Annotated in this window: 12 protein-coding genes; all 12 read left to right on the plus strand. The window is 69.2% G+C overall.

Translation table 11 applies throughout. The features are described from left to right. Positions 1-9 precede the first annotated feature (9 nt). Genes OHA05_RS22890 through OHA05_RS22945 form a run of 12 tightly spaced genes read left to right on the plus strand, consistent with a single transcriptional unit; the run spans position 10 to position 14,199 of the window. Positions 10-1,506 carry a 4-hydroxyphenylacetate 3-hydroxylase N-terminal domain-containing protein gene (locus OHA05_RS22890; RefSeq protein WP_328861579.1) on the plus strand — a complete coding sequence of 499 codons (1,497 nt, stop codon included), beginning with the start codon at positions 10-12 and terminating at the stop codon, positions 1,504-1,506. Further along, a complete protein-coding gene (locus OHA05_RS22895) occupies positions 1,503-4,517 on the plus strand; it encodes a flavin reductase (protein ID WP_328861580.1) in 3,015 nt (1,004 codons plus the stop codon). Before OHA05_RS22890 ends, OHA05_RS22895 begins: the two co-directional genes overlap by 4 nt. Beyond that, positions 4,514-5,644, plus strand: a complete 1,131-nt coding sequence (locus tag OHA05_RS22900; RefSeq protein WP_328861581.1) for a hypothetical protein — start codon at positions 4,514-4,516, stop codon at positions 5,642-5,644. Before OHA05_RS22895 ends, OHA05_RS22900 begins: the two co-directional genes overlap by 4 nt. Beyond that, on the plus strand, positions 5,641-6,573 hold the full coding sequence (locus tag OHA05_RS22905; RefSeq protein ID WP_313944446.1) for a carbon-nitrogen hydrolase family protein: 933 nt from the start codon (positions 5,641-5,643) through the stop codon (positions 6,571-6,573). Before OHA05_RS22900 ends, OHA05_RS22905 begins: the two co-directional genes overlap by 4 nt. 2 nt (positions 6,574-6,575) lie before the next feature. Beyond that, positions 6,576-7,397: a carbon-nitrogen hydrolase family protein gene (locus OHA05_RS22910; RefSeq protein ID WP_328861582.1), complete on the plus strand. Its 822-nt coding sequence runs from the start codon at positions 6,576-6,578 to the stop codon at positions 7,395-7,397. Between the two features lies 1 nt (position 7,398). Further along, positions 7,399-8,568, plus strand: a complete 1,170-nt coding sequence (gene mfnA / locus OHA05_RS22915; RefSeq protein WP_328861583.1) for a tyrosine decarboxylase MfnA — start codon at positions 7,399-7,401, stop codon at positions 8,566-8,568. A 49-nt stretch (positions 8,569-8,617) separates the two neighbouring features. Continuing rightward, complete coding sequence (locus OHA05_RS22920) at positions 8,618-9,469, plus strand: carbon-nitrogen hydrolase family protein (RefSeq protein WP_328861584.1); 852 nt, start codon at positions 8,618-8,620, stop codon at positions 9,467-9,469. Further along, entirely contained in the window at positions 9,466-10,284 is an 819-nt protein-coding gene (locus OHA05_RS22925) for an ABC transporter permease (RefSeq protein ID WP_328861585.1), read from the plus strand. Before OHA05_RS22920 ends, OHA05_RS22925 begins: the two co-directional genes overlap by 4 nt. Beyond that, positions 10,277-11,248, plus strand: a complete 972-nt coding sequence (locus OHA05_RS22930) for an ABC transporter ATP-binding protein (protein ID WP_328861586.1) — start codon at positions 10,277-10,279, stop codon at positions 11,246-11,248. Before OHA05_RS22925 ends, OHA05_RS22930 begins: the two co-directional genes overlap by 8 nt. Continuing rightward, complete coding sequence (locus OHA05_RS22935) at positions 11,248-12,621, plus strand: coproporphyrinogen-III oxidase family protein (RefSeq protein WP_313944440.1); 1,374 nt, start codon at positions 11,248-11,250, stop codon at positions 12,619-12,621. Before OHA05_RS22930 ends, OHA05_RS22935 begins: the two co-directional genes overlap by 1 nt. After that, complete coding sequence (locus OHA05_RS22940) at positions 12,611-13,315, plus strand: class I SAM-dependent methyltransferase (RefSeq protein WP_313944439.1); 705 nt, start codon at positions 12,611-12,613, stop codon at positions 13,313-13,315. The genes OHA05_RS22935 and OHA05_RS22940 overlap by 11 nt, the downstream gene beginning before the upstream one ends. Further along, entirely contained in the window at positions 13,315-14,199 is an 885-nt protein-coding gene (locus OHA05_RS22945; protein ID WP_313944438.1) for a carbon-nitrogen hydrolase family protein, read from the plus strand. The genes OHA05_RS22940 and OHA05_RS22945 overlap by 1 nt, the downstream gene beginning before the upstream one ends. Position 14,200 lies beyond the last annotated feature (1 nt).

The following is a 14,200-nucleotide window of genomic DNA, read 5'->3' on the forward strand; positions in this document are numbered from 1 at the left end:
AGGCGGGGAATGACGACACATGAGGGCGAGACCGTCGCGAGGACCGCGGCCCTCGCGAGCGACCTTCCTTCCCGGCCGCGTCCGGGGGCGCACGACGGCGCCTCGTTCGTCGACAGCCTGGCCGACGGACGCGAGGTGTGGGTGGAGGGCAAGCGGGTCGATGTGACCGCGCACCCCGACTTCCAGCCGATGCTGCGGACGCTCGCCGGCCTGTACAACCGTCAGCGCTCACCCGAGCTGGCCCACGAGATGACCTTCAAGTCCGACCTCAGCGGAAACCCGGTCAGCCTCTCCTACCTCGCCGCGGCCTCGCCCGAGGACCTGGACCGCAAGTGGCTGAACTCGCGGCACTGGGTCGAGGGCTCCCACGGCCAGATATCGCGGATCCCTGACTTCATGGCCAATGTGGTCGTCGGACTCTTCGACTTCCGTCATGCGCTGGGGGAGGTCGACTCCTCGTTCGCGGCCAACGCGGAGAACTACTACCTGCACTGCCGCGAGAACGACCTCGCGTTGACCCACGGACTCGGCGATCCCCAGGTCGACCGGTCCCTCACGCCCATGCAGCGGCCCGAACTGGGCCTGAAGGTCGTGCACCGCGACGACGCCGGCATCGTCGTCCGCGGGGCCAAGCAGATCGCCACCCTCGCGCCGTACGCGCACGACGTCCTCATCTACCTCTCGCCCGCCAACTACCTGCGGGAGGACCCGGCGTACGTCTGCTGGTTCGGCGCCCGCCTGGACACCCCCGGCCTCAAGATCCTCTGCCGTCGTTCCTACAACGGGCCGGCCAACACGCTGGGCTCCAGGTTCGACGAGCAGGACGCCATGCTCGTCTTCGACGATGCGTTCATCCCCAACGAGCGCATCTTCCTGCTCGACGACGCGGGCACCGCCGTCAAGGGATTCCGCGCTCTGAACCAATGGTCCCTGTACACCGGGCAGATCCGCTTCCACCATCGACTCCGCGTCATGCTCGGTGTCGCCTCCCTGCTCGCCAAGTCCATCGGGGTCGACAAGTTCCGCGAGGTCGGCGCCATGCTCGGCGAACTGGCCTCCTACGTATCGGTGGTCGACCTCGCGCTCAAGGCGATCACGCGGGATGCCACCGCGACACCGAGCGGCCTGCTCGCACCGGGATCGACCGCCGCCCTGGACTCCATCGCGGGCCGGTTCTCGGAGCGCGCCTCGGCGATCGTCCGGCAGATCGGCGCTTCCGGGCTGATCATGCAACCGGCCGAGGGCGACCTGGAATCGCAGGAGCTTCGCAGAGCGCTCGACCTGTACATGGGCGGCCGTGAGACGTCGGTCGAGGACAAGTCCCGGCTCTTCCGCCTCGCCGGCGATCTGGTCATCGACCGGTTCGGCATGCGGCAGGAACTGTACGAGGCCTGGAACCGCGGCGACCCCGTCCGGGTCCGCTCGGCGCTCTACAACACCTTCGCGGACCTGCCGGCCTGTGAAGCCGCGGCACGCACCCTGGCCGACCTTTTGGAGCACCCGTGAACCACGACAGCATCGTTCTCGAGGGCGTCACGACCCACAACCTCAAGTCCGTCGATGTGGCCCTGCCCAAGGGAAAGTTCATCGTCGCGGTCGGCGTCTCCGGGTCCGGCAAGTCCTCCCTCATCATCGACACCCTGTTCGAGCACTCCAAGTCGCTCTACCTCGGCGCGCTGTCGAGCCGGTCCCTCGACCTGGGCGACGGTGACTACCACGTCGACCGCATCGCCGGGACCCAGCCCCCCGTCGCTCTGCGCCAGCGTGACGGCGGCTACAGCAACCCCCGTTCGACCGTGGGCACGCTGACCGGAATCGACGGGCTCTACCGGTTGCTGTTCGGCGCCGCCTCCCACCCGGTGTGTCCCGCCTGCTTCGGCGACACCGGTCCCGACCTGCTCTGCCCCGACTGCGGCATCTACACCGAGCCGCACTCCGCCCAGCACTTCAGCCCGAACCGCCGCGAGGGCAAGTGTCTGCACTGCGACGGCGTCGGCGAGATGATCGGGTTCTCCCTCGACCGGATCATCCCCGACACCTCGAAGACGCTGAAGGAGATCTGGGACGGCGCGGACCCGGGCACCTTCGCCGTGCCCAACTGCCGCAAGGTGTTCGAGGCCATGGCCGACGACACGGGCATCCCGCTCGACCGCCCCTTCGGCACGCTCACCGAGGAGCAGCGTGACCGGGTCCTCCACGGCTGCGAAACCGTCTACTCCATCAAGCTGAACAAGGTCACCAACGACTTCCGGTTCGAGGGAATCCTCGGCTTCCTGGAGCGGGCCTACAAGAACGCCAGCAGCGCCGCGAGGCGCAACGCCTTCTCGAACTACCTGGCCGCCGAGGTCTGCCCGTCCTGTGAGGGAGGGCGGCTGCGGACCGAGTCGCTGAAGGCCTCCGTCGCCGGGCTCACCTTCCCCCAGTTCCAGCGGGACGAACTCTCCACCTCGACCGAGCGGCTCCGGGAGGCGCTCTCCGCGGGGAAACTGCCGGGGCAGGTCCGCGGACTGGCCGAGGAGATCGTCAAGAAGTCCACCAACATCGATCAGGTGGGTCTGGGACACCTCCAGCTCCGGCGTCCCATCGTCACCCTGTCCAGCGGCGAACTGCAGCGGCTGCTGCTCGCCCAGCATCTGGCGAGCGACCTGACCGGTGTCATGTATGTGCTGGACGAACCCACGGCCGGCCTGCACGACGCGGACACCGAGAACGTCCTCGCCTCGCTGCGGCGCCTGCGCGACCTGGGCAACACCGTCATCGCCATCGAGCACGACGAGACCGTGATCACCGCGGCCGACTGGGTGGTCGAGCTCGGGCCGGGGGCGGGCTCCCGGGGTGGAGAAGTGGTCTTCGAGGGCCCCGTGGCGGAGCTTCTCGACAAGCCCGACTCCCCGACGGCCGAGGCGCTGCGCTCCCGGCCCGCCGGCAGGGAGGGCGTCGACCTGGACGCGGCCGAGTGGCTCGACGTCCGCTCCCTCACCCGCAACAACGTCGAGGACCAGGCGGTTCGTCTGCCGCTCCGGGCGCTCACCTGCGTCACCGGCGTCTCCGGAGCCGGCAAGAGCTCACTGGTCGCGAGCCTCCACGACAAGCTCAGGGCCGGCCTCAAGGATGCGGTCACGGGCGGCGACGTCGACGGCATCAACCACCTCGACGACGTGATCTACGTCGAGAAGCGGCCCATCGGCCGGTCCAGCCGCAGCACGCTGGCGACCTACATCGGGATCGGTGACCACATCCGTGACGCGTTCGCCGCAAGCGCGGACGCGGTCGAACGCGGCCTCGGCCGGGCCGAGTTCAGTGCCAATGTGGCCGGCGGACGCTGTACGGCCTGCAAGGGCCTCGGGCTGGCGGAAGTGGACATGTCCCTCTTCCGTAGCGAACACGTCGTGTGCTCCGAGTGCGACGGCCGGCGCTTCCAGGACCACGTGCTCGACGTGCGGCTCGACGGCCGCAACATCCACGACGTGCTGTCGATGACGGTTGAGGACGCCCTGGCCTGGTTCGACGACCTCGGCAATGCCAAGGTCGTGAAGGTACTGACCGTCCTCGACGAGTTCGGCCTCGGCTATCTGCTGCTCGGCTCCTCCACCACCACCCTCTCCGGCGGAGAGGCCCAGCGCCTCAATCTGGCCGGCGAGCTGATCAAGCAGCGGCGCAGCGGCACGCTGTTCATCTTCGACGAGCCCACGCGAGGGCTGCACCCGGCCGACACCCGCCACCTCCTGGCCCTCTTCGAACGCCTCGTCGCGTCCGGCAACACCATCGTCGCCATCGAACACACCCTGAGAGTCGTCGCCGTCGCCGACTGGGTCATCGACATCGGTCCGGGCGCCGGCCGCGCCGGCGGCAACGTCATCCACTGCGGCACCCCGGACGAGCTGCTCAAGTCCGAGAAGTCGACCACCGCGACCCATCTGCGCAGGGCACTGGAGGGCCGCTCCGCGGCCGAGATCCCGCCCACGCGGCCGGCGACGTCCGGTCGGGCGATGAGCCCGCTGGCGGGGGCGAACGACCTGCTGCCGACGTCGCTGGCCATCGTGACCGGCTGCGCCGGCGCCTCGGGGAACGGCGCCGCGGCGCCGCGAGGTCTCACCATCGCCTCCCTCACGGCGGTGTCCGAGGACCCCGGCCTCATCGGCTTCCTGGTGAAGGCGGAAAGCTCCAGCTGGGCGAGCATCGCCCCCGGGCTGCACTTCTGCGTCAACATCCTCAGCGACCGACAGGCGGACATCGCGAAGGTCTTCGCACGGACCAGGCCCGACCTGCGCTTCGACGGGCTGGAGTGGGCCGCGACCGCGAACGGATGCCCCCGCATCGGCGGCGCCTTCGGCTTCATCGACTGCCGGATGGCGGCCAGTTACCGGATGGGGGACCATCTGCTGATCCTCGGCAGGGTGCACGGCGCCGAGCTCGACCACACGCTCCAGCCGCTGCGACGCAACGGGCAAGGACGCGACGCCGACTACGGCTGGACCCTGGCGGGCGAGCCGGCCGAGGCGGGTGCCGACACATGAACCCGGTCGCCGATCAACTCGAAGCGCACTTCGCCCAATGGCTGCGCACCCTGGAGTCCGACGCGCGCCTCGGCTCTCCCGGTGACACCGGCGATCCGGCCGGGGCCCACGGACTCCCGCAGCCGTCCGCGCCGGTGCGGTACGGCGAATGGGAAGACTCCGACGGCAGCACGCGCGAGGTGCGGATGACCCGGCCGGAGTGGCTGCTGAACCAGCTCGACGCCGTTCTCGCCCTCGGCGACGTCATCACGCCCGACGACGTGACGGTCGTCGCCGTGCCGTACGAACTGTCCCTCGAAGGGGCCTCCATCGAGCGGGCCGTCGAGTTGCTGGGCGCCTCCCTCATCAGCGTCGGTACCAGCAACACGATCTGCCCGGTCCCGCGTCTTCTGGACCTGATCCACCGGTACCGGGTGACGACGCTGGCGTGCCCGCCCCAACTGGCCGCCGAGCTGGCCGCGCTCGACGAGGCGGCCGGACGGGACCCCGGGGCGTCCACCGTCCACACCCTCATCGCGACCCGGCCGGCCGCTCCCGAGCGCCTGCGCCGTATCGCCGCCGTGTGGGGCGCGTCAGCGTTCGAGATCTTCAGCACCCCGTCCAGACCCGCCACGGCCACGCCCTGCGGGGCCGGCCGGCTCCATCTGCCGGAGGACCGCTTCGAGGTGCAGCTCCGGTCACCTGCTCCGGGCCGTATCGACACCGACGGCACCCGTGGGGAACTCATGCTCGCCGCCCGCCACCCCGAGTCGTCCACGCCGGTGGCCGTGCCGACCGGAGAGCTCGTCGAGCTCCGCTCCTCGCGCACGGTATGCGCATGCGGCGGTGACGGGCGGATCGTCATTCCGCTCGGACGGGTGGCCGACGCCGTCCCCACGCCGCAGGGCCCGGTGACGCAAGTGGACGTCGAGCACTGCCTGTTCACCTCCCCGGAACCCGAGGGGCGGGTCACGAGCACGGTCGAGAACGGCCGCCTGTCGGTCGCCTTCGCCGTACGCAGCGGTACCGACCGGAACCGGGCGGCACTTCATGAGCTCGTCCGGAGCCGGCTCGGTCCCGCGGTCGAGCTGGCGCCGTTCGCCGAAGAGATCGCCGAAGCCGACACCCGCGCGAGGAGCAGCAGATGAAGGTAGCGGTAGTCCAGACGCGTTGGGCCGACGACCCGGCCGACGGCCTGCGCAACGCCCATCAGGCCATCGAGGAAGCCACCGAGTCCGGGGACGTCGACGTGCTCTGCTTCCCGGAGTTCTTTCTCGGCCCGCCCTGGTACATGCCGGGCCAGGACCATCTGAGGGGTCGCACCGACACCCGCATACCCGGGCCGGTCATCGAGACCTTCCAGAAGCTGGCGCAGAGCACCAGTACCAACATGGTGCTGGGGGCGATCGTCGAGGAGCTCGACGACGGCAAGTACAGCAACACCTCACTGTTCCTCGACAGGGACGGCGAGATCGCCGGGCGGGCCTCGAAGGCCCACATGTTCGGCAACGAGATCGTGGTGTGCCGCGCGGCCGACTCGCTGGGCATCATCGAGACCGATGTCGGCCGGGTCGGACTCGCCGTCTGCTCCGATTTCTGGGTCCCCGAAGCCATCCGGGTCATGGCGCTGGCCGGGGTGCACACGGTCTTCGTACCGGGTGGAACCCTGCGCCAGAACCAGGCGCTCATGGTCAACGCGCTGCGCACCACGGCCTATCTCAACGGCGTCAACGTGGTGTACGCCAGCTCGGTCGGGCTGGTCGAAGGCACCAGGGGCGACCGTGTGGTCCAGATCCACTTCGCGGGCACCAGCCTCGTGGTGTCGCCGGAGGGAGTGATGGCGCAGGCCGGCAGCGCTCGACCGCAGATCCTGCACGCCGACCTGGCCCCGCCGCCCGCGCACAACGACGGCAGGAACTGGCTCGCCATGCGGCGGCCCGAGGCCTACGCGCCGCTGCTGGGGGAGTACGCGGGCATGAGCCGCGACCTCGCCGAGGAGCTGCGCAGCAACCTGGCCGAGGACGCCGGACAGCGGCAGCCGTCCGAAGCTCCCGCGACGTCGCGGACGGGGGTCTGAGGATGTCCAGGATCTTCGTGGCCCAGTACCGCCGCCGTGTCGACGCGCAGAGCACGCTGGACGGGGTGCTGGAACACCTCGACGACAAGGTCACGGCACGTGCCGGGTTCGTCGTGCTGCCGGAGAACGCCTTCGCCCCCGTGGACGCCGGTCCCTTGCCCCCCGCCCTGCGGGACCAGGCGCTGGAACGGCTCGCCGAGCTGGCCCGGCGGCGCGGCACCTATCTGCTCACCGGCTCGTGGGCCGAGGAGGGAGGACCGGGCGGAGGACTTCACCAGGTCGCTCACCTCCTGGACCCCTCGGGCGACGTCCTGGCCGCCGTGCGGCGTCCCGTCGACGATCAGGGCCGTACCGTCACCGGCGACGACTTCCCCGTCGTGGACACCGAGCACGGGCGGGTCGGAGTGCTGCTCGGCCCGGACTTCTGGCTGGTCGAGCCGCCGCGGATCCAGTGCCTCGCGGGAGCAGAGCTCCTTCTCGTGGCCGGTTCCACCAGCGGGGCGGCGACCGACAGCCAGCATGCCGCGGTCTGGGGCATCTCCACGCTCAACACCGTGGGCGTGGCCATCGCCTGTGGGCTCGACGCGCCCTCGGCGGGGGGATCGGGTGTCGCGGTTCCCGACGGCTTCCTGGCCTGGGCCGGTACCCAGGAAGCGGTGGTCAGCGCCGCCTGGGACCTGGACCATCTGCGGCACCTGCGCCAGCCGGACCTGCGCTTCCAGGAGACCCTGTGGTTCGGCCTGTGGGCTCGGCGACCGGACCTGTACACGAGTCTCGCCGACGGAGCATCCCCGTCCGGCGTCACCGTCGAGGCCGGGAGCTGACATGCGCGAAGCCGGACTGCCCGAATCCGCGGTGCGTACGGAGATCACCGCTGCCCTGTCCGAGGACATCCCCTGGACCCGGGTGCTCAACTCCATCTGCACCGAACCGCATCCGCTGGCCGTCGAGCTGTCCCACGCCGCGTCGCACACCAACCTCGGCGACGTGCGGATATTCCGCGGTACCAAGCGCATCGAACGCAAGGTCGTCGCCCTGCTTCTGGAGCTGCTCGGTCATCCTCGGGGGGCGGGGAGCCTGGTCTCCGGGGGAACCGAGGCCAATCTGCTCGCCATGCTCGCCGCCCGCCAGGAGGCCCGGGCCGCCGGCCGGCTGACGGAGCGCCCGGAAGTCATCGTCGGAAGCACCGTCCACTTCTCGTTCGACAAGATCTTCTCCGCCCTCGGCGTCACCGCCGTCCGCGTGCCCGTGGACGACAACCTGCGCCTTGCGCCCGGCTCCGTGGCGGCGGCGGTGAACGAGAACACCATCGCGGCGGTGGCCACCGCCGGAAGCAGTGAACTGGGTGTGGTGGACGCGGTGGACGACATCGCCACCGCCCTGGCGCGGCACGGGGTGTGGCTGCACGTGGACGCGGCCACCGGCGGCTTCATCATCCCGTTCGCGCGCGAACTCGGGTGTCCTCTCCCGCAGTTCGACTTCGAGGTCGACGGCGTCCGGTCGATCACCATCGACCCGCACAAGTACGGCCTGGCGAACGTCCCCGCCGGGGCGATCCTCTTCCGTGACCAGGAGGCGTACCAGGCCGACTCGTTCTTCCTCGACACCCCCGCGCACACCACCCTCCTCGGCACCCGCCCGGGCAGCGCGGCGGTGGCGACCTACGCCGTCCTCGAACATCTCGGCAGGGAGGGATTCGTCGAGATCACCCGCACCAACTTCGAGAACACCGTGTACCTGACGACACAGCTCGCCGAGGCCGGATACGGCCTTCTCATCGAGCCCGACCTGAACATCGTGGTCGCCCGGGTCCCCCATGCCGCCGAGGTGTCACGCCGTCTCGACGCCGACGGCTGGATCGTGTCCACCTCCAAGCGCTTCGACGAGGGCCTGCGCCTCGTGGTGGCCCGGCACGTCACCCGGGACGTCATCGACGCGTTCATGCCCGCCCTGGTCAAGGCCGACCACGAAGTCCGGGCCGAGGTGGCCGGATGACGGCTCCAGTCACCACAACGACGATCACGACCCCCCGAGGAGTCCCACGTTGAGCTTGTTCCGCGGACAAGGCCTCACCCTTGCCGCCGTCCAGACGCAGATCGATCCGGGTCGACGCGAGGAGAACCAGGCCCGTGCGGCGGAGCTGCTCGCCTCCGCGGCCGGGCAGGGCGCCGACCTGGCGTGTCTGCCCGCGTGCTTCGCCACCGGAGTGAACTTCCCGTCGATACGCAAGGACGCGACTCCGCTGGACGGACCCGTCATGGACTTCCTCGCCGGCCAGGCGCAGCGGCACGGTATGCACATCGCGGCCGGTGTCCTGCTGTCGGAGGGCCGGGACATCTACGACGCCTGCGTCCTGGTCGGTCCCGCGGGTGATCTGCTCGGGCTCTATCGCCGGGCCTCCCTGTGGGCCGGTGAGCGGGACTACCTGGCGGCCGGGGAGCCCGTCGACGCCATCACCACCCCGCTCGGCCGCATCGGCCTCCAGGTCAGCTACGACCTGCGCTTCCCGGAAGCGAGCCGACGGTTCCTCGTCCAGGGCGTCGACGTCATCGTGTGTGTCGCGAACCTGTTCGCCGACTTCTCGCACCACGCCAGGTCGCTCGCGCGCGCCCGCGCGGCCGACAACGCGACCGCCCTCGTGTTCAGCAGCTGCACCGGGGAGAACCGGTTCGTGGGCATGCCGTACGTGGGCCGTAGCTGCATCGTCGACGGCCTGACCGAGGGTGTCACCGCGGACGACGCCGACGTGCTGGCGGAGGTTCCGGCCGGCAGCCGCGAGGGCGTCGCGACCGCCACGCTGTACCCGCGTCAACGCAGAAAGGCGGGCGCCGCGCTTCCGTTCCGCGAGGACACCGTGGCGACCTGGCGCACCTCCTACATCTGGGAGGGGCCATGACGGCACCCGCGTACCGGCGGCGCAACGCCCGTGCGTCCTCGCCCGGGCCCCGGTTCCGTGTGTCCGAGTGGCTGGGAGACGTGTTCCGGCTGGTGGCCCTGGACCTTCGCCAGTTCTTCGACAACAAGCTGTACGCCGTCTCCACCTTCCTCACGTCCGTGTCGATGGTGCTGGCGTTCGGCGCGGCCACGGACCAGATGGCCAGTCCCACCACGGACGCGGCCAACTTCTTCGACTTCGTGTTCCCCGGAATCCTGGCCGCCGGCGTGATGTTCAGCTGCACCTACTCCGTCGGCTACACGATCATCGTCGACCGGAACCGGCGCACGATCGAGGACCTGATCCTCTCGCCCCTGTCGTACTCGGGGTTCCTCCTGGCGCGGTTCGTCGGGGTCACGCTGAAGTGCCTGTTCCAGTTCGCGGCCGTGCTGGTGCTCGGCCTCGTGGTGTTCGACGCCGCCGTCGAGTCCGTACCCCTCGCGATCCTCGCCTTCGTCAGCGGGTGCCTGGCGTTCGCGGGCCTCGGCGTCGTCGTGGCCACCTTCTCGAACGAGATCTCGTTCCCCGCCGTCGTCAACATCATCGTCATCCCGCTCATGTACTTCGCCGGCGTCTTCTTCCCGCTGCAGAACCTGGGGTGGGTGGGTGACGTGATGGAACGGCTCCCGCTCTCCGTCAACGTCGAACTCTTCAGGGCGGCCACCGGCCAGGGGCCGTCGCCGTCGGTGGAGATCCTCACCCTGGCCGTCGCCTACGCCGTCGTGGCGGTGGGCGTATCGGCGTACGCCTTCAGACAAAGGATCGGCCGTGGCTAGCGCACACGACACCCCTACCCCGGTGCTCCAGGTCTCCGGCCTGGCCTACCGCGTCAGTCCGGAGTTCGGCCTGCGGGACATCGACTTCGACGTCGACGCCGGTGAGGGCGTCGCGATCATCGGATCCAACGGCGCGGGGAAGACCACCCTCATCAGGCTCGTCGCCGGGCTGCTCAAGCCCCGGGCCGGAGAGGTGAGAGTGTGCGGCACCGACGCCCGGCGCTGGGGCAGGGTGAGCGGACACCTCGGTTACGTCCAGCAGTCGAAGGAACTCCCCGACGGAGTGACGGTCGAGGCGTACGTACGCCATCAGCTGCGCCTCCACCGGGCCGAGCCGGCCCGGCTGGGCGAACTCCTCGCCCTGGCCGAGCTGGAGAGCTACGCCGGTCAGTACGTGCGGACGCTGTCGGGCGGCAGCCAGCGCAAGCTCCACATCATCACGGCCGTCGCACACCGGCCCGACCTGCTGATCCTCGACGAGCCGACCGCGGGCCTCGACGCCGCCGCACGGCAGACGCTGCTGCACATGCTGGCCGGCCTGAAGAAGGACGGTGTCGCGGTGCTCTACGCGAGCCACCACCGGCAGGAACTCGATGCCCTGGCCGACTCGGTCGTCGTCCTCCACCGAGGCCGACAGGCCAAGGACGCCTCGCTGGAGGACATCGCCCGCTCGGCAGGGAACCCGCGACTCGTCCTCGAATCCCATCCGGACGCCGATCCCGGGCCGCTCCAGGAGTGGTCCGAAGGGCTCCTCCTGAGCCATGAAGGCGTCCAGGCGGTCCACCCGACGCGCACGGGTGCGGCCATCGAACTGCACGACGGTGAGCACCCCGAGGCGCTCGGGGAGATCGTCGCACTCGCGCATGCCGGCGGCATCAGGCTCCGCGCCGCCTTCTACAACCGGGCCACTCTCGCGGAGATCGTCCGGACCATCGCCCAACACCAAGGATTGGGAGAGAGCTGATGAGCATCACCACGACGAGCATGCCGTTCTGGAAGGAATACCCGGAACGGGACAGCGAGTGGGTCCGGCAGTACCCCACCAAGCACGTCATGGTCACCGAGGAGGAGGTGTTCCCGCCCAAGCCGATGGGTGTGTACATGCACATCCCGTTCTGCAACCGGCTGTGCTTCAGCTGCCCGTACATCAAGTTCCAGACGGAGCGCGATCTGACCCTGGCCTACCTCGACGCGCTCAAGGCCGAGATCACCAACTACGCGAACCGGCCGTACATCCAGGACCACCGGATCACGCTCGGCTACATCGGCGGCGGCACGCCCACCTCGCTGACGGCCCAACAGCTCGACGACCTGCTCGGGCACCTGCACAACAGCTTCGACTTCGCGCCCGACGCCGACTTCTCCATCGAGACCACGCCGATCGACATCACCGAACGCAAGGCGAAGGTGCTGCTCGAACGGGGCGTTCGCCGCATCAGTCTCGGCGTGCAGACGTTCGTCGAGGAGGAGCTGAAGAACCTGGGCAGGCCCAGCGACCCGGAGATGCTCAAGGCCAGCATTCGCCTGCTGCAGGACGCCGGTTTCGAGAACATCAACATCGACCTCATGCACGGCATCAACGGGCAGACGATGGAGGGCTGGGAGCACAGCCTCGACGTGGCGATCGAACTCGGCGTCACCTGCGTGTCGTTCTACACCTACATGGAGTTCGCGCAGGTCTCCACCAAGCGCCGCAAGCTGCCGCCGGTCCCGGACCGCGAAACCGTCGACGACATGTTCTTCTTCGCCGCCGACAAGCTCACCAAGAACGGCTTCCTGGGCTACTACGGCGACTGTTTCGCCAAGCCCGGCTACCAGCCCAAGTACGGCGAGACGTCGTGGAGCGAGGACATCCCCATCATCCCGCTCGGACCCACCGCCACCGGCCACCTGCGGGAGCACTGGTACTTCAACGAACCCGACATCGGCAGGTACGTCCAGACCGTGCGGGAAGGACGCCTGCCCATCTCGATGGGGCGGCACATCCCCAAGCCGGAGGCCATCCGCAGGTCGATGGTGCTGGGCGTCAAGGCCGGCCGGGTCAACCGTGAGCGCTTCATGCGGCTGCACGGCGTGGACTTCATGGAGATGTTCGCCGACGAGATCTCCGACCTCGTCGAGAAGGGACTCGTCGAGGTCACGGACGACGGCATCGAGGTGACCGGCCCCAAGGGCTGGTACTACCTCGACAACATCTCCAAGGCGTTCTACTCGCCGGAGTTCCGCCGGTATCCGCAACACCTGGGGGCGGACATCACCGGGTTCATCTCCCCCCAGCGTTCCCTTCCTCTTGCCATCGTCAACGGTGATTCCCAGGGAGGCTGCCATGACTGTTGAGGCACCGCTGCTCGACCTCGCCGAGAGGGTTCCGCTGACCCAGCCCTTCACCGACATGGAGGCCGTTCGCGCCTACGACCTCGGCATGCGACGCTCCGCCCTGATGGCGTACAAGCGCCCGACGGAGCGCATCCTGGCGGCTCACCACGAGGGCATGACCGACTTCGTCGACATCGGGTTCAACACGGGGCTGCTGTCCCTGCACGTCTCCGGCCGCCTGCCCGAAGTCGCCGTGTCGGGCGTCGAGGAGCACAACAACCTCGTGGACGTCGCCGAGGACAATCTGACCCTCTGCGTCTGGTCCAACATGGCGGGCGATGTGGAGTTCGAGCACTCCAAACTCAGCCGGCTGCCCTTCGCCGACGACTCCGCGGACATCGTCTACTCGTTCTCCTCGTTGCACCGCTGGCGCCGCCCCGTGGAGACGCTCAAGGAGGCAGCGCGCATCTGCAAGCCGGGCGGGACGGTCCTCATCGAGGACGTGAACCGCCTGGCCGAAGAGGGGCACATCACGTTCATCCTCCAGTTCGTCAAGGAGGGAGGCGAGCAGTTCATGCGCTCGCTCAAGGCCGCCTACTCGCCGGAGCAGGCCCAGGAGCTGCTGCGCGAGGCCGGGCTCGACGACTGGCACGTCGTGGAGGAGGATCTCGGTCTCGTCATCTCCAACCGCCCCGTCACCCCGGTGAGCATGTGATGGGCCGCCTCAGGATCGCAGTCGTCCAGATGGAGTCGAAGCTGGGGCGGGAGCCGGCCAACCTGCGCCGGGCCGAGCGCTATGTCAGGCAGGCCGCAGGGGACGGCGCGGACCTCGTCTGTCTTCCGGAGGCGTTCCTCACCTCGGGCAACATCCTGGAAGTCGCCGATGTGGCGGTTCCCATCCCCGGCGACGCGACCGATCAGCTGTGCCGCGTCGCCGCCGAGCTGGGGGTCCACATCGTCGCGGGACTGCTCGAGCGGGGTGAGGACGCCTCGTACTACAGCACCTCGGTACTGATCGACCGGACCGGGGAACTCCGCGGCACCTACCGGCGCGTCCACCGCCACGAGCTGGAGAGCCGCTATCTCGCCGGGGGCACCGAGTACCCCACGTTCGATCTCGACATCGGCCGCGTCGGTCTCATGCAGGGATACGACGTGAACTTCCCCGAAGTGTCCCGGGAGTATCTGCGCCGGGGGGTGGACGTCCTCGTGTGCTCCGCGCTGGTGCCGGACATGTTCACGTACCTGGTCGACATGCGTCTGCCGGTGCGGGCGGTCGACGGCGAGTGTGTTCTCGCCTTCGCCTCCGGCGTCGGCAACAACCTCTACGCCGGCTTCGGCTACATGGGGCGCAGCCAGATCCTGGCCGACCCCCTCTTCCTCGAGTCGGAGCGCTTCGACTTCGAGGACGGGGACGAACGCATGGTGCTGCTCGCCGAGGGTGAGGGCGTGGGCATCGTCGAGGTCGACATCGACAGGATGCGCCGCTACCGGGACAAGGCGACGCTGCGCAACGACTCCCGGCCGGGCACCTACTGGCGGCCCGTCGCCGACGCTGTCACCGCAACCGGACCGGCCACGGCGGCCCTCCAGACGTAGG

It is taken from the genome of Streptomyces sp. NBC_00306 (genome assembly GCF_036169555.1).
GTDB lineage: Bacteria > Actinomycetota > Actinomycetes > Streptomycetales > Streptomycetaceae > Streptomyces > Streptomyces achmelvichensis.

What these genes read in the sequence shown, in the direction of transcription:
- OHA05_RS22890 (WP_328861579.1), top strand. Translation starts at nt 10, where the DNA reads ATGACGACACATGAGGGCGAGACCGTCGCGAGGACCGCGGCCCTCGCG.
- OHA05_RS22900 (WP_328861581.1), top strand. Translation starts at nt 4,514, where the DNA reads ATGAACCCGGTCGCCGATCAACTCGAAGCGCACTTCGCCCAATGGCTG.
- OHA05_RS22905 (WP_313944446.1), top strand. Translation starts at nt 5,641, where the DNA reads ATGAAGGTAGCGGTAGTCCAGACGCGTTGGGCCGACGACCCGGCCGAC.
- OHA05_RS22910 (WP_328861582.1), top strand. Translation starts at nt 6,576, where the DNA reads ATGTCCAGGATCTTCGTGGCCCAGTACCGCCGCCGTGTCGACGCGCAG.
- mfnA (WP_328861583.1), top strand. Translation starts at nt 7,399, where the DNA reads ATGCGCGAAGCCGGACTGCCCGAATCCGCGGTGCGTACGGAGATCACC.
- OHA05_RS22925 (WP_328861585.1), top strand. Translation starts at nt 9,466, where the DNA reads ATGACGGCACCCGCGTACCGGCGGCGCAACGCCCGTGCGTCCTCGCCC.
- OHA05_RS22935 (WP_313944440.1), top strand. Translation starts at nt 11,248, where the DNA reads ATGAGCATCACCACGACGAGCATGCCGTTCTGGAAGGAATACCCGGAA.
- OHA05_RS22940 (WP_313944439.1), top strand. Translation starts at nt 12,611, where the DNA reads ATGACTGTTGAGGCACCGCTGCTCGACCTCGCCGAGAGGGTTCCGCTG.
- OHA05_RS22945 (WP_313944438.1), top strand. Translation starts at nt 13,315, where the DNA reads ATGGGCCGCCTCAGGATCGCAGTCGTCCAGATGGAGTCGAAGCTGGGG.